At 38.3% G+C, this 17,165-nt stretch carries 18 protein-coding genes; 5 read left to right on the plus strand and 13 right to left on the minus strand.

Annotated features, from left to right (window positions below):
• Positions 1-51 precede the first annotated feature (51 nt).
• From ACTJIV_RS17240 to ACTJIV_RS17255, 4 genes are all read right to left on the minus strand, one after another.
• On the minus strand, positions 52-447 hold the full coding sequence (locus ACTJIV_RS17240) for a DUF7674 family protein (protein WP_111956717.1): 396 nt from the start codon (positions 445-447) through the stop codon (positions 52-54).
• A 48-nt stretch (positions 448-495) separates the two neighbouring features.
• Positions 496-627: a hypothetical protein gene (locus ACTJIV_RS17245; protein WP_262510831.1), complete on the minus strand. Its 132-nt coding sequence runs from the start codon at positions 625-627 to the stop codon at positions 496-498.
• Between the two features lie 79 nt (positions 628-706).
• Positions 707-1,063 (minus strand): DUF7674 family protein, encoded by a 357-nt coding sequence (locus ACTJIV_RS17250; protein WP_223559979.1) that lies wholly within the window; start codon positions 1,061-1,063, stop codon positions 707-709.
• 4 nt (positions 1,064-1,067) lie between these two features.
• The gene (locus ACTJIV_RS17255; RefSeq protein WP_223559978.1) at positions 1,068-1,229 is read right to left on the minus strand and encodes a hypothetical protein; all 162 of its coding nucleotides are present in this window, start codon (positions 1,227-1,229) and stop codon (positions 1,068-1,070) included.
• A gap of 390 nt (positions 1,230-1,619) precedes the next feature.
• Between ACTJIV_RS17255 and ACTJIV_RS17260 the strand changes: the two genes are divergently transcribed.
• On the plus strand, positions 1,620-2,633 hold the full coding sequence (locus ACTJIV_RS17260; protein ID WP_111956908.1) for a nucleoid-associated protein: 1,014 nt from the start codon (positions 1,620-1,622) through the stop codon (positions 2,631-2,633).
• A 63-nt stretch (positions 2,634-2,696) separates the two neighbouring features.
• Positions 2,697-3,656: a hypothetical protein gene (locus ACTJIV_RS17265; protein ID WP_440628889.1), complete on the plus strand. Its 960-nt coding sequence runs from the start codon at positions 2,697-2,699 to the stop codon at positions 3,654-3,656.
• An 87-nt stretch (positions 3,657-3,743) separates the two neighbouring features.
• Here the strand turns inward: ACTJIV_RS17265 and ACTJIV_RS17270 are convergent, their stop codons facing one another.
• Genes ACTJIV_RS17270 through ACTJIV_RS17290 form a run of 5 tightly spaced genes read right to left on the minus strand, consistent with a single transcriptional unit; the run spans position 3,744 to position 9,722 of the window.
• Complete coding sequence (locus ACTJIV_RS17270) at positions 3,744-4,499, minus strand: succinate dehydrogenase/fumarate reductase iron-sulfur subunit (protein ID WP_440628891.1); 756 nt, start codon at positions 4,497-4,499, stop codon at positions 3,744-3,746.
• Positions 4,500-4,511: 12 nt separating this feature from the next.
• The gene (locus ACTJIV_RS17275) at positions 4,512-6,428 is read right to left on the minus strand and encodes a fumarate reductase/succinate dehydrogenase flavoprotein subunit (RefSeq protein WP_440628893.1); all 1,917 of its coding nucleotides are present in this window, start codon (positions 6,426-6,428) and stop codon (positions 4,512-4,514) included.
• 11 nt (positions 6,429-6,439) lie between these two features.
• Positions 6,440-7,093, minus strand: coding sequence for a succinate dehydrogenase cytochrome b subunit (locus ACTJIV_RS17280; RefSeq protein WP_440628895.1), 654 nt, complete (start codon positions 7,091-7,093; stop codon positions 6,440-6,442).
• 16 nt (positions 7,094-7,109) lie between these two features.
• Complete coding sequence (locus ACTJIV_RS17285; RefSeq protein ID WP_223559973.1) at positions 7,110-8,540, minus strand: anion permease; 1,431 nt, start codon at positions 8,538-8,540, stop codon at positions 7,110-7,112.
• A 21-nt stretch (positions 8,541-8,561) separates the two neighbouring features.
• A complete protein-coding gene (locus tag ACTJIV_RS17290) occupies positions 8,562-9,722 on the minus strand; it encodes a porin (RefSeq protein ID WP_111956735.1) in 1,161 nt (386 codons plus the stop codon).
• Between the two features lie 571 nt (positions 9,723-10,293).
• Here ACTJIV_RS17290 and ACTJIV_RS17295 point away from each other — a divergent pair.
• The 3 genes from ACTJIV_RS17295 (at position 10,294) to ACTJIV_RS17305 (ending at position 14,104) form a co-directional block, all read left to right on the plus strand.
• The gene (locus ACTJIV_RS17295) at positions 10,294-12,483 is read left to right on the plus strand and encodes an ATP-binding protein (RefSeq protein ID WP_440628897.1); all 2,190 of its coding nucleotides are present in this window, start codon (positions 10,294-10,296) and stop codon (positions 12,481-12,483) included.
• 26 nt (positions 12,484-12,509) lie between these two features.
• On the plus strand, positions 12,510-13,061 hold the full coding sequence (locus tag ACTJIV_RS17300) for a biliverdin-producing heme oxygenase (RefSeq protein WP_111956910.1): 552 nt from the start codon (positions 12,510-12,512) through the stop codon (positions 13,059-13,061).
• Between the two features lie 116 nt (positions 13,062-13,177).
• A complete protein-coding gene (locus ACTJIV_RS17305) occupies positions 13,178-14,104 on the plus strand; it encodes a malate dehydrogenase (RefSeq protein ID WP_111956739.1) in 927 nt (308 codons plus the stop codon).
• Positions 14,105-14,187: 83 nt separating this feature from the next.
• On the opposite strand, the gene ACTJIV_RS17310 is transcribed toward ACTJIV_RS17305, so the two are convergent.
• The 4 genes from ACTJIV_RS17310 to ACTJIV_RS17325 form a co-directional block, all read right to left on the minus strand.
• Positions 14,188-15,123: an alpha/beta fold hydrolase gene (locus ACTJIV_RS17310; RefSeq protein ID WP_440628900.1), complete on the minus strand. Its 936-nt coding sequence runs from the start codon at positions 15,121-15,123 to the stop codon at positions 14,188-14,190.
• A gap of 161 nt (positions 15,124-15,284) precedes the next feature.
• Positions 15,285-15,533, minus strand: a complete 249-nt coding sequence (locus ACTJIV_RS17315) for a redox-active disulfide protein 2 (protein ID WP_111956743.1) — start codon at positions 15,531-15,533, stop codon at positions 15,285-15,287.
• Position 15,534: 1 nt separating this feature from the next.
• Positions 15,535-16,131, minus strand: coding sequence for a hypothetical protein (locus tag ACTJIV_RS17320; RefSeq protein WP_440628902.1), 597 nt, complete (start codon positions 16,129-16,131; stop codon positions 15,535-15,537).
• Between the two features lie 103 nt (positions 16,132-16,234).
• On the minus strand, positions 16,235-17,149 hold the full coding sequence (locus ACTJIV_RS17325) for a helix-turn-helix domain-containing protein (RefSeq protein ID WP_440628904.1): 915 nt from the start codon (positions 17,147-17,149) through the stop codon (positions 16,235-16,237).
• Positions 17,150-17,165 lie beyond the last annotated feature (16 nt).

A 17,165-nucleotide genomic window follows, 5' to 3' on the forward strand; every position in this document is an offset into this window, starting at 1 on the left:
AAAGCTCCTCAGACAAGATGCCTGAAGAGCCTATTTACAAATTAAATTATTTTACTTACCGAAAAAGATCTCGTCCTGTTTCTGCTGCTCATGATAAATAAGCTGAAAATTATCAGGCATATTCTGATAAAGAAGCTTCCAGTGCTGGATCTTTGCATGTTTTTTAAAGCTCTCCAAAGATCTCACAAACAGGTTTTCAATGACGGTTCTTACATAAGAATCGCCGTTTCTGTAGATCCAGTCCATCAGTTTGATGTGATGGGCTACAATGTAGATCTTTGATTCCTGCAGCATATCCTTCAAATAATTGATGGTAGCCTGAATAACGCCGGCAAAGTTTTCCTGAACAGATAACTGTGTAATTTCATTTCGAAGTGGCGGATAGAAAAATTTTAAGTATTCAACGGCTATTTTCTTATTAATAGCCTGCATTTGTACTTTCATCATAACTAATATTTTTCAGTACTTATCTTTCAGCGAAATGTATACCAAAATTTACAGCATGGCAGCAAAAATAAAAACTCCTATAATCACTGCGATGTGAGTAGCCAATACCTCTGCATTGTGTCTGTTAGTCGTGGTTTTCAATGTTTTCCAGTCTGAAATTTTTCTGATTTTTGTTTTCATAACGTATTGATTTTGAATGGTTTTAATTTTTGAATAAAAAATGCTTTTGTAATGAAACACATGAAATATGTAACAAAATTTATGTGCCATGATTGTAAATCTGTCTTGAATAGCTTTGCTGTAAATCTTTTGAAATGTGACTAAAGATCACTTTTCTATATTCTAGGGTGCAGAAAGCTGTAAAATTGTCCAGAGAATAAATGAAAATTCCTTCTACTGCGTTTTTTAATGCAATATCTCCTTCTGTATAAATTTTGTCCATTTTCTGAAGACTTTTAAATAGAATACTCCTGTCATCCTGTCGGACCATATTTTTGATGCGTTCTGTGAAAGTACGAATCACACTGTACGAGTTCTGGGGCATCGTTTTCGTAAGTTCGTTTTCAAAGTCAGGGATAATTTTTGAAATTTCCCGGACAGCTTCTGAATAGTTCATATGATTAATGATTTTGTTCTAAGACTTTAATGATGGCTCCAAAGATGAAAATGGTCAGGAAAGCCATGAATAGCATATGGTAAGGTTTCAGCCATTTCGGAGTTTTCGGACCTCTGCTTTTTAATCTTCTTAGCTTGTCGATGCGGTTTAAGGTATTTAAGTCCATATTATATATTTTTAAAATAATGAAGCGAATGGCATTCCTTCGAAAGTGATTTTTATTTAATCAATTGAAAATCAAATAATTATTTAATTTTAATAAAAATATTCGATCTTAAAAAACATGTCAAAATGATAAGGTTTTTATCAAAACGAAATGAAGGAACTTATTTATGATTTAATTATCTGCTTCATCTGCAAAATCTGCGGGAAACATAAACAGTTGATATTTTAATTTTTTATCTCTCACAGATTTTGCAGATGGAGCAGATTTTTTAGTCTTAGTTTATCAGTTGACAAAACTTAATGTAATATCAATTTTTGGTTTTTGGGATTATTTTATTTGTATGATGGAAAGAATAGAATGAATATCTTTGCACTCCAAATTATTCAGGACATGTTTTCAAAAATTATAGTACACAGAGTAGGAAATAAAATCAACGGAGAATCTTTAACGCTGTCTCAGGAAGAGCTGAAGCTGGAAGAAGGAATGGCAGAATTGCTTGAAGATTACTTTTTAGGTTCTTTTAAATCAGAAGAAACCTTCAATTTTTACAGTGACACGTATTTGGTCAATAATCCGGTATACAGTTCAGTGTCCGAGATCTTTGAAGACAAGGCCAAATTTCTTTGGGAATCTGAAAATATTGCAAAACATCTTTTTGAAGCGGCTGAAAATCCAAGAGTTCAGGGTGGGGAGCTGTTTATTGTACTTTTCGAGGAAGAAAGTGACCGTCCGGATAAAGTAGATAAGATCGGGATCTTTAAAACCGAAAAGAGAGAATCTTTCCTGAAAATTTCGCCTAAGGAAGAAACATTTGATATTGAAAAAGACCAGGGAATCGGTTTGTCTAAAATTGATAAGGCAGCTTTGATCTATAACAATAATAAAGAGACCGGATATGTACTTTCTGTAGTTGATAATAACAAAAACGGAGATATGTACTATTGGTTCGAAGATTTCCTGAAAGTAAAACAGCGTGACGACGAATATTTTCATACCCAGGAAGCTTTGATGGTGTACAAAGATTATATCACCAAGCAACTTCCGCAGGAATTTGAAGTTTCCAAAGCAGACCAGGCAGATTTCCTCAATAAATCCATCAATTTCTTCAAGGAAAAAGAAGAATTTAAGCTGGATGATTTTGCCAATGAAGTATTGGGAGACCAGCACGTCATTGAAAGTTTCGTGAACTTCAAGACCGATTATGAACAGGATATGCAGGTGAATATTGCTGAAGAATTCCCGATCAGTGAAGCAGCAGTAAAGAAAACCCAGCGTCATTTCAAAAGTATTATCAAACTGGACAAGAACTTCCATATCTATATTCACGGTGACAGGCAGAAGCTAGAAATGGGAGAAGATGACAAAGGAAAATACTACAGACTTTACTTCGATAAAGAAGTTTAAAAAGAGAAAAGCCCATTAAAGAATAATATCATAACTTTATATCGCACCGCAAAATAAACAGTTATGAAATTTATGATCATTTTCTGGACGCTTTATATGCTTTTTTTCTGCATACCATTTCCGATCTTTATTTATATGACGACTTCGGAAATAACAACGGAACCGAGAAATACATTGGCAGTGAGCTATGTATATCTCGGTTTTTCTTTGTTAATATGGCTGTATGTCTTAGCTTTTCTGATCAACAATCTTCTTATTAAAACCTTTAAGGAAAAAAATACTATCAGCTATATTTTGCAGAACGGACTTCCGAGGGAAGCGGAAATTACAGACTATAAGCTTGTAAAATATAATCCCAGAACCAATATCAATCTCATCCATATTGTACTTTCTTTTCAGAATCTCCGCAATACACTGATCCGGCACGAAATGATGTTCTATGATACAAAACCCCAGGAAAAAAGATTTGACGTCGGAAAAATGGTTAAGATACTTCTGAATCCTGATCCATCGAAAGAGCCTTATTTTATTCTAAGTGGAGCACAGACTAAATTTAAAGTTAAAAATATGATCTTGAGGATCTTATTTGTGATTTTTATGATCGTTTATGTCATAGGTTTGTACGCTTATTTTTACCTCAGGGAATCATTTGATTTCGGCTGGAGGTTCCTTACCTTTATGCATCCAATTATTTTCAGCGGGGTCATGTTTATTTTAACCCTTTTGGTATATAAGCTGATCGTTGGAAAATTTATAAGGAATAAAAAAGAAGAGCAGATCCTGTTTGCCGGGAGAAGTGCCCAGGCAGAAATCATCAGTGTCAGTCAAACCGGATTAACGGTGAATGATCAGCCCCAAATCATGTTTCAAGTTAGATTTAAAGATTTTAAAGATATTGAACACATGGCAGTTTACAAAAAGATTGTACGGCTTCTTGATCTTTCTTCTGTTCCAAAACAGGGAACTGTGGAAATTCTGTACAACGAAAACGATCCTAAAAAAATAACGATCCCGGAAATTTAGAATGATGAAAAATTAATAACCGGAACTCAGGTAAAATAGAAAAAAGCGGATTGGCAATTTGCTTCCTCCGCTTACTTTTATGTCCTTTTATTTATTCCTTTTCTTAAAAAACAATGCTCTTCCATACTCATAATTCATCCGGGCGATATTCAGCACAGAAATTCCCTGAGGACATTCCACTTCACAGGCTTCCGTATTGGAGCAATGCCCGAAAAGTTCATGATCCATCTGGGTAACCATACTCAGGACACGTTCGTTCCTTTCCTCCTTACCCTGAGGGAGAAGGACCATGTGGGTGATTTTTGCCGAAGTGAATAAGGCAGCACTTCCGTTTTTGCAGGTGGCTACACATGCACCACACCCGATACAGGCTGCAGAATCGAACGCTTCCTCAGCCGTTTGGTGAGTCACCGCTATAGCTGTTGCATCAGGAGCCTGACCCGTATTCACCGATACAAATCCGCCTGAAGAAATAATCCTGTCAAAAGCCGATCGGTCTACTTTAAGGTCTTTCTTCACCGGGAAAGCTTTTGCCCGGAAAGGTTCGATTAAAATAGTTTCACCATCTTTAAAAGACCGTAAGTGAAGCTGACAGGTCGTTGTATTTTTTAAAGGACCATGGGCAATTCCGTTGATCATCATACCGCACTGTCCGCAGATCCCTTCACGGCAGTCGTGATCGAATTCTACAGGTTCGTCGCCTTCCGTAATGAGCTTTTCATTTAAAGTATCCAGCATTTCCAGGAAAGACATATGGGGATTCAGTTCTTTCAGGTCATAACTGACCAGTTTCCCTTCGCTCTTTCTGTCTTTCTGTCTCCATATCTTAAGATGTAAATCCATAATTTCTGTTTTTTATTTGTAGCTTCTTACTGTCGGCTGTATTTCTTCAAATATCAACGGTTCTTTAATTAGTTCCGGTTCGGCACTTTCGCCTTTCCATGCCCATGCTGAGATAAACTGATATTCGGTATCATTTCTTAACGCTTCTCCGTCCGGAGTTTGAAATTCTTCGCGGAAGTGGGCACCACAGGACTCATTCCGGGTTAAAGCATCATAGCACATGAGCTCACCGATCTCGAAATAATCGGCTACACGTCCTGCTTTTTCTAGTTCTGAATTCATTTGATTATCCTGTCCGGAAACCCGGACATCTCTGTAAAATTCCTGTTTTAATTTCCTGATTTCTTCTATCGCGTATTTCAAACCATCTTCATTTCTGGCCAGACCGCAGTAATCATATAAAAGTTTCCCCAAAGTTTTATGGAAATAATCAACTGTTTTGGTTCCTTTAATATCCATGAAACCCTGGATCTGTTCTTTCACCGTTTTTTCTGCCACATCAAACTCAGGAGCATCAGGTGAAATTTTTCCGGTATGAATCTCATCGGCCAGATAATTGGCAATGGTATAAGGCGCAATAAAATAGCCGTCCACAGAAGCCTGCAGCAATGAATTGGCTCCCAGTCTGTTGGCCCCGTGATCCGCAAAATTAGCTTCTCCCAAAGCAAACAATCCGGGAATAGTGGTCATCAGCTCATAATCTACCCAAAGCCCACCCATTGAAAAGTGAGCAGAAGGAGAGATCATCATCGGTTCATTATAGGCATTGTACCCTGTAATTTTAAGGTACATATCGAATAAATTGCCATATTTCTCCTGAATCTTTTCTTTTCCCTGTTCTCGTATCGCTTTGGAAAAATCAAGATAAACAGCATTTTTCAAGGGCCCGATTCCAAAACCGGTGTCAATTCTTTCTTTGGCAGCACGGGAAGAAATATCTCTCGGAGCCAGGTTTCCAAAAGCAGGATACCGGCGTTCCAGATAATAATCTCTTTCGTTTTCCGGAATATCATTGGGCGGTCTGGTTTCATCAGCTTTTGAAGGAACCCAGATTCTTCCGTCATTACGCAATGATTCTGACATTAGGGTTAATTTAGACTGATAATCTCCCGATTGCGGAAGGGAAGTAGGATGTACCTGAATCCAGCTCGGGGAAGCCATTAAAGCTCCTTTTTTGTGAGCCCGCCAGATCGCAGAACCGTTACAGCCCATAGCTAAGGTTGAGAGATAATAAATTTTTCCATAACCTCCGGTTGTAAGAACTACTGCATGGGCAGCATGTCTTTCAATTTCCCCGGTATCTAAATTTCTGACAATAATTCCCCTTGCTTTGCCATCAATCACGACCAGATCAAGCATTTCATGTCTGGAATACAGTTGCACGGTACCTTTTCCAACCTGTCTCATCAGTGCCTGATAGGCCCCCAGAAGCAGCTGCTGCCCGGTTTGTCCCCTTGCATAAAATGTCCGGCTCACCTGAACGCCACCGAATGAACGATTGTTGAGATAACCACCATATTCACGTCCGAACGGCACGCCCTGCGCTACGGCCTGATCGATGAGGTTTAAAGAACATTCTGCCATGCGGTAAACATTGGCTTCGCGGGCTCTGAAATCTCCTCCTTTCAGCGTATCTACAAACATTCTGTAGACGCTGTCACCATCATTTTTATAGTTTTTAGCGGCATTCACGCCGCCTTGTGCGGCTACAGAATGGGCTCTTCTCGGGCTGTCCTGGAAACAGAATGATTTCACATTGTATCCCATCTCACCCAGAGAAGCAGCTACTGAGCTTCCTGCAAGTCCGGTTCCCACAACAATAATATCCAATTTTTTACGGTTAGCAGGATTGACGAGCTTAGCTTTCTTTTTATAATTGTCCCATTTTTGTTCCAATGGGCCTTGAGGTATTTTTGAATTTAAGATCATAACTTTTCTTTTTAATGGGCAAAGAATACGTAAACCGGCATCAGCGCAAAACCTACGCTGATAATTACTGAATAGACAATTCCGGCAGTTTTGAACCATTTTACAAACTTAGGATGGTATAATCCCAGTGTTCTGGCCGCGCTGTGAATCCCATGAATGAGGTGATAGCATAAAGCTCCCATTGATACTACGTAAATGATAACGTACCACCATTCTTTGAAAACCGTTACTACCAGAATGTACAGGTCTTTATTTCCATTGTCATCCAGTGGTGGGTTTCCAAATTTGTAGACGTACCAGAAATTCTGGAAGTGGATCACCAAAAAGATCAGAATCAGCGTCCCCAGAATTCCCATATTACGGGAATACCATTTACTTGCTCTTCCACGTCTTTCCGACTGGTAATTGCCTCCCGATTTTTTATTTTTTAAAGTAATGACCAGTCCGTCCAGAGCATGCAGAATAATACTTGCATACAGAACGTACGAAACCATTTTGATCAGAATATTTCCGGACAGAAAATGTGAATAGGCATTAAACTGTAAGTGCGCCTGCTCCGGCGGAAGAAACAGCTGGAGGTTTCCCAAGAAATGGATCAACAGAAAGAAGCTCAGGAATAATCCTGTAAGGCACATCAGCATTTTTCTTGACAAGGTTGACAGCATATTTTTGATTTAATGATTAATAATATCCTAAAACTTTCATCCACAGTCCTCCAACTACCATATAGATGATAAGTAACACGATTCCGATTTCAAGACCTCTCAGCCACCAGGCTTTCAGTTCGACATAACCGCTTCCGTAGAATACCGGAGCAGGACCATGGCCGTAATGGGTAAGCACCCCGTAAATTGAGCCTAAGAAACCAAGCATCATCGCCAATAGCATAGGCGGGATTCCTAGAGAAACACCAACTCCCAATAACGCTGCATACATAGCAGCTACGTGAGCCGTTGCACTCGCAAAAATATAGTGGCTGAAAAAGTATACGACAATAATTACCGGAAAGGCAACCTGCCAGCTTAATCCACCGATTTTTACTTTGATCAAATCACTGAACCAGCCAATAAAACCAAGTTCATTTAAAGAACTGGCCATCATCACCAGAACAGCGAACCATACAATTGTGTCCCATGCTCCTTTTTCACCTTTGATATCTTCCCAGGTCAATACAGAAGTAAGAAGCAACATCGTCAATCCAATGAAAGCTGTTGTAGTAGCATCGATAGACAATGCTCCTCCAAATATCCAAAGTGCTAAAAGAATGAAGAATGCTAATAACATGAGCCATTCATTTCTGGAAATAGGCCCCATTTCTTTTAATTTCTGAGCCGCCATTCTCGGGGCATCACCTGTTTTTTTCAATTCAGGCGGATATAATTTGTATAAAACTAAAGGAACGACAAAGAATGCAACCAATCCCGGAACAAAACCAGCTGCAGCCCATGACATCCAGGTGATATTGATCCCTAAATTGGCTGCAAATTTCTGACACATCGGGTTACTCGCGGTTCCGGTAAGAAACATAGATGACGCGATGAGGTTCATATAGTAACTGTTCAGGGTAAGGAAAGAGCCCAGTTTTCTATGGGTTTCCGGCTTTTCAGGAACAGAATCGAAACTAATAGCCATAGATTTCATAATCGGGTAGATGATTCCGCCACCTCTTGCAGTGTTACTCGGAATGGCTGGGGCTAAACAAACATCTGCAAGTCCAAGCCCATAAGCCAGTCCCAATGAGCTTTTACCGAATATTCTGATGAATAAAAATGCAATCCGGTTTCCCAATCCGGTTTTGATAAATCCTCTGGCAATAAAGAATGAGATCCCGATGAGCCAAATTACTTTATCTCCGAATCCGGAAAGTGCTTTTGTGATGGATTTTCCTGCATCTCCGGGAGCTACAACCTGTGTAAGTGCTGTAAATGCAATGGCCATCATACACATGGTGCCCATAGGTGCTGCTTTAAGGATGATACCTAATATGGTTGCTGCAAAAATAGCAAACAGATGCCATGCGTTTTCGGCAACACCTTCCGGAGCGGGAATAAACCATATGATCAGCGCAACGGCAAACGTTATCGCGATATTTCTGATATTAATTTCTTTCATGATCTATAAATCTTTAAGCGGTTAAAATCTACTTTGTACCTGAACAATGAACAGATTATTATTGTATTGTGATGTGTTTTCTATCTGGTGCCTGTAACGGTCAAACTGTACACCCAGCTGGATTCTTGCACCATAGTTTTTCAGGAATTCCAGTCCGAACATAGGTGTAATGGTCTGTCTTGGATTGGAGTTCAGCCTGAAATTGGTATCCAGATATTCATACCGGCATGACAGCTCGAAGGCGCTGAGGTTTTTGTGATTGATCTCGTATCTTACATTCGGAAGGAAGTAAGCGCCACGGATCAGATACTGGTCAGGATTCGAAGGTCTGAGCTCAGGATCGATCGTGTTGTAAAGAACATGATTGGTTGCCTGTTTGGCTTCCAACTGCATGTCCAGACTCCATTTCGGATCAAACTGGATCAGCGAGCTGAGGTCAATTCCTACTGCATATACTTTTTTACTTAAAACTTCACCGACACCACCGTTCAGGCCGACATTGAAATTATATTTTTTAGACAAACCGAAAACCAATCTCGTAGAATACTGCTTCCCGTTATCGTTGTCATTGATCTGATTCTTTCCATTTCCATTAACAACTGAAACAGCATACTGGAAAGGTATTTGTCCCAGTTGAAGCTGTCCGGTTGCAGAAAGTCCGATCTGAAAGCTTGTCCAGCCCAGTTTCCCGAATTCTGTATACTGATTGGACCAATCCAAAGATTTGATGATGTCGATAGGATACGTTTCTTCAATTCCGAACCAGGGTCTGAACTGACCGACAGTAAATGCTAACTTAGGGTTGAAAGTATATTTCAGGTAAGCATTTTCAAGGACCCTGCTTTTAGGGTCGTTTTTAAAGTCAGCGAAATTGGCGAGTGCTACGACTTCTGTTCTTTTGCTGATTTGTGCACGTACCTGAACCCTCATATACTTGAGCATAAAATTGTTGCTGGTTCCTGATCCGTCTGTGTGATGCAGGCCGTTCACATCGACATCTTCGGCCATACCTACAAGATAGCGTGCCTGAAAAAGTCCTTTTATCTGAAGTACAGGGTATTTCACATGGTCTTCTTCCTGTTTATCGGGGCGGAGTGAGTCCTGAATCTGTGCATTGGCTGAAAAAGCGGCCAGTAAAATGCATAGTAACAGGCTTCTCTTTTTTGGTGAAAAAAGGGTCATAGTATTTGTGTTAATGGATTATTATTTAAAAGTTCCGGAAATTTGAAAGGCATTGACTCCAATTCATAGGATGAGTATCGATTATCCTATTTTTTTGAGCCTTTGTAATTTCGTTTATACTGGCGTTATAACTGGTTCCTCCGATTCCTAATATGCAAATAGAGATGACGATTATTAAAGGGAACTTTTTCATAGTCGTGTTATTTGAATTTAAATGAGAATTTAATTGGCGATAATATGAAAAAAATCAACAATTTTTAAACGTATTCATTGTTTGGTGATATAAATTTAATAAATTTTGCTTAATTAACATAATTATTTCAGGTGTTAATCCGAAATTCATGCAATGAATCATGATCAGAAAATTTAACTTGATTTGTTTCAAAATTTTTAATATATTATGAATAAAGTCCATTATTATATTAAAAAAGCGGGAGTATTTGCGCTGGAATTCAGGAGGTTTCAGCTTATTAATTATAGGAATAATGATGTTTCAGGAACTTCGTGATTTAATACCACAAAGTAATATGCCGTTAAAAAAATCGTTATCTTTGATAGATCAAAGAAATATATGAATTTTGTAGAGTGTCATGAGGAACCTATCCATATTCCTGGGTATATACAAAGTTTTGGATACCTGATTGGCATTGATGCAGAATCTCAATCCATCACTTTTTTCAGCCGGAATATTACGGATATATTTAAAGTCGGAAATGCGGAGCTGCTTTTTGGAAGAGGCCTTATGGATTTTCCTGAAATCTTCCGGACCGTTATTGATTCCGATCTTTATACTTCCCTGCAGGACTTTACAAGAAGAGAAAATGAGACCCATTTCGATAAAGTATTTATCGGTGATAAGGAATATCATTTTTCCGTTTTCAGAAGCGGTAAACATATTTTCCTTGAATTTGAGGCGGTACTGAAAAATCCCAACAAGCGCATTTCTAATAAGTACGACAATTTTTATGTCATAGATAATGAAAAGGAGCTGTGGGAGCAATTGCTAAGCACGCTTTCTAAAATTGTGAATTATGACCGGATGATGGTTTATAAATTTATGATGGACGGCTCGGGAAAAGTGATTGCAGAAAGAAGGAATGATAATATGGAGAGCTATCTGGGACTTTATTACCCTGAATCTGATATTCCAAGACAGGCCAGAGAGCTTTATTTAAAGAAAAGAAAAAGAATATTCAGTAATGTATATGCTGAAACGGTTCCGCTGATAAGCAGAACGGATGAAAATATTGATCTTACTTTTGTGGCTTCAAGAGGAATGTCGCCTATTCATGGACAGTACATAAAAAATTTCGGAGCTTCTTCCAGTTTCAGTGTATCTATCATTATTGAGGATCATCTTTGGGGTTTGGTTACCTGCCAGAACTCGGAGGCAAAGCATATTGATCTTGAAGATAGGGTACAGGCGGGAATTTTTACGGCTCTGGCTTCCAATGCCTATTCTTCGTTCAAGTCTAAAAATGAACTGAAATACCGTCTGGAGCTGAACGAAAAATCGTCACAGCTGAAAGCGGAGTTTTTGAAACATAATAATCTTTTTGATTCACTAGCAGACAATAAAGGAAAGATAAGAAAGCTGCCTGAGGCAGACGGTTTAGCTATTATTTCGGAAGGAAATACAGTGACTGTTGGAGTGGTTCCTGAAAACAGGATTATTGATGCCATTGCACATTGGGCTCTTGAGAATACTGCTGACAGTATTTTTGTGAGCAGAAGCTTCCTTAAAGATTATGGAAAGGAGCTGGGACTGGACGAAAATGCAGCCGGAATCATTATTTATTTTATTGAGAGAAATAAAAAGGAAATGCTGATCTGGTTCCGTAAAGAGTTTGATGAACATATCGACTGGGCCGGAAATCCTGAGAAGAAAGTAGAAGTATTGCTGCAGGACGGTAAGGAAATACAGGTTGTTTCACCAAGAACCTCTTTCCAGATTTTTACAGAAAATATTAAAGGAAATTCAAAGAGATGGAATTCCAGAGATATCGTTTCGGTGCAGGCTGTCCGCGATGTGATCCTTGAAACCTCGCACAAGCAGTACAATGCGATCAAAGCGCTGAATAATGAGCTGAGAAAGGTAAATGAAGAGCTTGACAGTTTTTCTTACACGATCTCTCATGATCTGGGGACACCTTTGACCGTGATGAAGCTGAATGCACAGATGTTGCTTTCTAACTTTGAAAAAACAGAAAAAAATAAAAATAAGCTGAATTCCATTGTTGAAGAAATCGACAATATGGCGGAAATGATGCATGATGTACTGCAGCTCAGTCGCGCCAAACACAGCGAGATAGAACTGGAACGCCTGCAGCCTCTGAATACGATCCAGAAGATATCGGAAAATGCAAAGATCACCTTCGATAGCCCGAAAAGTATAATCACGATTAAGGAGTGCCCCGATGTACTTTCGGATAAAACGATGCTTCATCAGGTATTTTTAAATATCATCAATAATGCAGTGAAATATTCTTCTCATCAGGAAGAACCGAAAGTGGAAATCCGGGGAACTGAAGAAAACGGGACTGTCGTGTACAGGATTTCAGATAACGGTATTGGAATTCCCGAACAGGAAAAACATAAAATGTTCAAGATATTTAACAGGATGGATAATGCTAAAACCTTCAAAGGAAATGGGATAGGATTGTCTATTGTGCACAGGATTATGAAGCGTATCGGAGGAAATGTGGATTACGAGAGCAATAAAGGAGGAACTTGTTTTATTTTAACGTTTAAAAAACCCTAAATTTGGGAAACTTTAAATCCTTATTTATGGTATCAGAATATCTTAAGCAAAATACAGCGGAATATCACGATGCAGCAGAGAAACTTTTCAATTCTGAAAAAATTTTCAATAAAACCTTTACCTTAGAAGATTACAAAAAGATCATCAATACGAATTATCTTATGCTTCTTCACAGTGAAGATAAAATATTCAAAAGTCTTTCCGATAAGTACTCCGAAAAACTTCAGCTCAGCGACAGGAAAAAGCTTTCTCTTATCGAAAAGGATCTTGAAAGTCTTTCTCTGGAAAATCAGAATGCTTCCCACAATCTTGAGTTTAATAATGAACATGAAGCTTTGGGAGCAATGTACGTAATTGAAGGTTCTACTTTAGGTGGAAATGTAATCGCCAAACAGCTTTCTAAAACAGAGGGTTTTGATGAGGTGACCTTCAATTTCTTCGGATGCTACCAGGAAAATACGGGCTCCATGTGGAAGAACTTCAAAGAGGTTTTAGATACTGAAGTTACCGAGGAACATTACAATGAGGTCCTTTCGGGAGCAAAAAAGCTATATACGTTTTTACTGAACGTCAATTAATTTCAACGAACCCTAATTAAATTCCTGAAAAATTGCCCACATTTTCAGGAATTGTTAAATTTGGGCGTTTCAATTTTTAGACTAAACTAAAAAATAATTTAAAAAAAGTATACAATATGAAAGTAACTGTAGTAGGTGCAGGCGCTGTAGGAGCAAGCTGTGCAGAATACATCGCAATGAAAAACTTCTGTTCAGAAGTAGTTTTAGTAGACATTAAAGAAGGATTTGCTGAAGGTAAAGCAATGGATTTGATGCAGACTGCATCGCTTAACGGATTCGATACAAAAATTACCGGAACAACAGGAGATTACAGCAAAACTGCAGGTTCTCATGTGGCAGTAATCACTTCAGGTATTCCAAGAAAACCTGGAATGACAAGAGAGGAACTGATTGGTATCAACGCCGGTATTGTGAAAGAAGTTACTGAAAACTTAGTAAAGAATTCTCCGGAAGTTATTATCATCGTAGTTTCTAACCCAATGGATACTATGGCTTATCTGGTACACAAAACTTCAGGTCTTCCTAAGCACAAGATCATCGGAATGGGTGGTGCATTGGATTCTGCAAGATTCAAATACAGATTGGCTGAAGCATTGGAAAGCCCTATCTCTGATGTAGACGGTATGGTAATCGCTGCACACAGTGATACAGGAATGCTTCCGTTATTGAGCAAAGCTACAAGAAACGGTGTTCCTGTAACTGAATTCTTAAGTGATGAGCAACAAAAATATGTAATTGAAGAAACTAAAGTAGGAGGGGCTACATTGACTAAATTGTTAGGAACTTCAGCTTGGTATGCACCAGGTGCAGCAGTTTCTGTAATGGTTCAGGCAATCGCTTGCGACCAGAAGAAAATGATCCCTTGCTCTTTAATGCTTGAAGGTGAATACGGACAAAATGATATCTGCTTAGGTGTTCCTGCTATTATCGGGAAAAACGGAGTAGAGAAAATTGTAAATGTAACGCTTACTGCAGATGAGCAGTTGAAGTTTGCCGAAGCGGCGAATGCGGTGAGAGAGGTAAACGGAGATCTTAAGTTTTAATTGACTTAAGCTTTATATAAAGCCTCAGCGCGGCCGAAGGCCGCGCTGAGGCTTTTTTATTCCAGAGGCCAATTCCTCATTTATTACTTGTGTTTGCTTATGAAATGCCAAACTGCATTCACAAATTCTCTATTTTTCTCATAATACAAAAGATGTCCCCCATCAATGGCAACCACCTTTTGATCTGGAAACCGGAATGTTTTATAATGCATGGTTCCTACGGCTTTGTCCATTTTTCCAGTGATAACTAAGACTGGAACATGAATATCTTTTGTGATCGGTGCATAATCAGTATAATATTCAGGAAACTCTTTTGGTTTTGAAATCACAGCCATCCCAAAATCTATGATTCTTGGGTGAAGAGAATCTATTTTATCGGTTTGTCTGATGGTTTCAATATCTTCGGTAAGGAATTTATATCCGATTCTTTTCTTTCTTAAGGCAGCACTAATTTTTGATAGTTCAGAGGAAAGACTGTCTCTGGGAATTGCTTTATTCTGCAGTTGAAGAAGGCTGTTTCCATATTCTATTTGCTCTTTCAGGGTTTCATCATTGAGGAAATGAAGCGTGATATTAGCCAAAATTAATCCCTTTGTGTGCTGAGGATATTTTTTTGCATAATTAACCGCTATAATTCCTCCGAAAGAATGAGCCAATAGAAAAACTTTATCAAGCTTCAGGTGTTGCCTCAGTTCTTCAATATCCTGAACCATTGCATCCAGGTGATAATTCTCTGATTTCCCGGATTCACCGGATCCCCGCTGATCCATATAAACCATCTGCATGTTTTTTTCAAGGTTGTTTCCACCTAAAAGTTCAAATGACGGATATCCCTGCCCAGGTCCTCCCGGAACATAAATGCAGGCTTCTCCTTTTCCGGAAACTTTATATCTGATCTTAACATGATCAGAGGTTTCAAAAGATTGTTCTGTACTGCTTTTCTGTGCTGAAATACCAATTGCAGCAAGGAATAATAACAGGAGAAAGTGGATGTTTTTCATATCATAATAACAGTTCATGGAGAAGATTTATTACTTCATGGCAGGTTATTTTTTTCTGCTTTTAAGTTCAATCATCTGCATCGATTATTGTATAAAAAAATCCTCATACAGCTATAGGGCTCTGTACTTTCACTTTTTAAAATGAACTTTACAGATTTCAAAATGTTGAATTTTAAAATTTACTGTAGATTTCTTCTTTGCTTTTCTTTTTTGAGATTTTGCCAGTTAATGATATTGACGACCACTAAAGGGAATAAGCAGATGGGAATGATCATGATTGGGCTGAAGCCTTTCTTAAGCATCAGGGCCATAGAGGCAAGAAAAAGAAGAGTTATTGATACACCAAGCATAACAGTAAGTATCTTCAGTTTTTTTTCATTACTGATCAGTTCTTCATCGGTGTATTCGGATATCGGTTTACTTCTCATATTAGTTTTTTTTGATGACTTCCAGGGTTCCTATATTCCCGACAGGTGCAATGATGATGTTTTTATTCCCCTTTGATACATAAAAATAATATGTACTGTTGATATCAATCAAATAAATATCTGCAGGTGCTCCTGAGCCGGAAGTTATTTTATAATTATATTTTAAATCCTGGCTTTCAATTCTTTTTTTGATGATGTTGCCCTGTCCGATACCTAAACCCACAAATAAAGCGAGAAGTTCTATTGCCACCAGTAAGCCAAATATTGGAATCATCACTTTTCGAAGGCCTTTCTTATCAACTTCACTGTCTATTTTGTAGCTTCCCAGCAATTTCTTACCCCAGTTTGTATGACTGTTTCTGAAGATAATAGTCTGAATAATAAAGAAAAAAAGAATGACAGAGATCACCACGATGATAAGAATAGGACTCGAGGTCATATCTGCAAGCGGGCTGATCAGGATATCCGTGATCGATGAATATTTCAAAATATTTACATCCAATTGATAAAAAAGAATACTTTCCTTTAAAAGTCCAAGAATGATAAGATATAAATATCCCAAAGGCAGTAATCCCTGAATTTTTTCTAAATATTTCATCGTACTAATATATTATTTTATCCTGATATTGTAGTATCTTATAGATAACATATTACGAGATGCATTTTTATTATCATTATGGGAAAAAGATTGCATGAAAATATCAGCTAAAAGACTTTCTGAATTCCAAGGGAGAAAGACTGGTTTTACTTTTGAATAGCTTGCTGAATGATTGAGAGTGCTCAAAACCTAATTCATAAGCAATTTCACTGATCGACAGCTGGGTGGTGGATAATTTTTCTTTTGCCTTTCCGATCAGTTTTTCGTGGATGTGCTGTTGGGTATTCTGGCCGGTAAGAACTTTTAGCAAACCGGTTAAATAACCTGGAGATACATTCAGTTCATCAGCAATATGCTGCACACTTGGTAGCCCTTTGGTGATAAGATCTTCGCTGTTGAAATAATCAGCAAGCAATGTCTCCAGAGAATCCAGGATTTTATGGCTGGAAATTTTGCGGGTAATAAATTGACGCTGATAAAAACGTTCCGAATAATTGAGCAGTGTCTCAATCTGTGAAATAATAATATTCTGACTGAATGTATCAATATTGGAACGATATTCCTGGTGAATATTCTGAACAATATTATCAATGATATTTTCCTCTTTCTCGGATAGAAACAACGCTTCGTTCACGGAATAATCAAAGAATTCATAATTTTGTATAGCCTTTGCCAAAGGAGTGTGCCAAAGAAAATCGGGATGAATGAGCAGTATCCATCCCGTATGTTTTGTAATTGAATCCGGATCTCTTTTAATGCTGAAAACCTGTCCCGGAGCCATGAAAAACATAAACCCTTCATCAAAATCATACTGCTGCTGACCATATTTTATCTTTGTGAGAGATGTTCGCTTAACAGAAATAGAGTAGAAGTCAAGGATCCAGCTCAATTCAGTTTCATTTGCATCATCCTTAATCGTACTGTAATCTACAACACTGATGAGCGGATGCTCAGGCTTTGCAAGGCCACGGAACTGGTGAAATTCACTGATTGTTTTGATTCTGATGGGCTGCTTCATATCACAAAATTAATTA

The organism is Chryseobacterium sp. 22532 (genome assembly GCF_052044665.1).
GTDB classification, from domain to species: domain Bacteria; phylum Bacteroidota; class Bacteroidia; order Flavobacteriales; family Weeksellaceae; genus Chryseobacterium; species Chryseobacterium lathyri.

Coding starts and splice junctions, on each gene's coding strand:
- ACTJIV_RS17295 (WP_440628897.1), top strand. CDS start 10,294: ATGAATTTTGTAGAGTGTCATGAGGAACCTATCCATATTCCTGGGTAT.
- ACTJIV_RS17270 (WP_440628891.1), bottom strand. CDS start 4,499: ATGGATTTACATCTTAAGATATGGAGACAGAAAGACAGAAAGAGCGAA.
- ACTJIV_RS17285 (WP_223559973.1), bottom strand. CDS start 8,540: ATGAAAGAAATTAATATCAGAAATATCGCGATAACGTTTGCCGTTGCG.
- ACTJIV_RS17305 (WP_111956739.1), top strand. CDS start 13,178: ATGAAAGTAACTGTAGTAGGTGCAGGCGCTGTAGGAGCAAGCTGTGCA.
- ACTJIV_RS17245 (WP_262510831.1), bottom strand. CDS start 627: ATGAAAACAAAAATCAGAAAAATTTCAGACTGGAAAACATTGAAAACC.
- ACTJIV_RS17310 (WP_440628900.1), bottom strand. CDS start 15,123: ATGAACTGTTATTATGATATGAAAAACATCCACTTTCTCCTGTTATTA.
- ACTJIV_RS17240 (WP_111956717.1), bottom strand. CDS start 447: ATGATGAAAGTACAAATGCAGGCTATTAATAAGAAAATAGCCGTTGAA.
- ACTJIV_RS17280 (WP_440628895.1), bottom strand. CDS start 7,093: ATGCTGTCAACCTTGTCAAGAAAAATGCTGATGTGCCTTACAGGATTA.
- ACTJIV_RS17300 (WP_111956910.1), top strand. CDS start 12,510: ATGGTATCAGAATATCTTAAGCAAAATACAGCGGAATATCACGATGCA.
- ACTJIV_RS17255 (WP_223559978.1), bottom strand. CDS start 1,229: ATGGACTTAAATACCTTAAACCGCATCGACAAGCTAAGAAGATTAAAA.
- ACTJIV_RS17250 (WP_223559979.1), bottom strand. CDS start 1,063: ATGAACTATTCAGAAGCTGTCCGGGAAATTTCAAAAATTATCCCTGAC.
- ACTJIV_RS17265 (WP_440628889.1), top strand. CDS start 2,697: ATGAAATTTATGATCATTTTCTGGACGCTTTATATGCTTTTTTTCTGC.
- ACTJIV_RS17290 (WP_111956735.1), bottom strand. CDS start 9,722: ATGACCCTTTTTTCACCAAAAAAGAGAAGCCTGTTACTATGCATTTTA.
- ACTJIV_RS17325 (WP_440628904.1), bottom strand. CDS start 17,149: ATGAAGCAGCCCATCAGAATCAAAACAATCAGTGAATTTCACCAGTTC.
- ACTJIV_RS17275 (WP_440628893.1), bottom strand. CDS start 6,428: ATGATCTTAAATTCAAAAATACCTCAAGGCCCATTGGAACAAAAATGG.
- ACTJIV_RS17320 (WP_440628902.1), bottom strand. CDS start 16,131: ATGAAATATTTAGAAAAAATTCAGGGATTACTGCCTTTGGGATATTTA.
- ACTJIV_RS17315 (WP_111956743.1), bottom strand. CDS start 15,533: ATGAGAAGTAAACCGATATCCGAATACACCGATGAAGAACTGATCAGT.
- ACTJIV_RS17260 (WP_111956908.1), top strand. CDS start 1,620: ATGTTTTCAAAAATTATAGTACACAGAGTAGGAAATAAAATCAACGGA.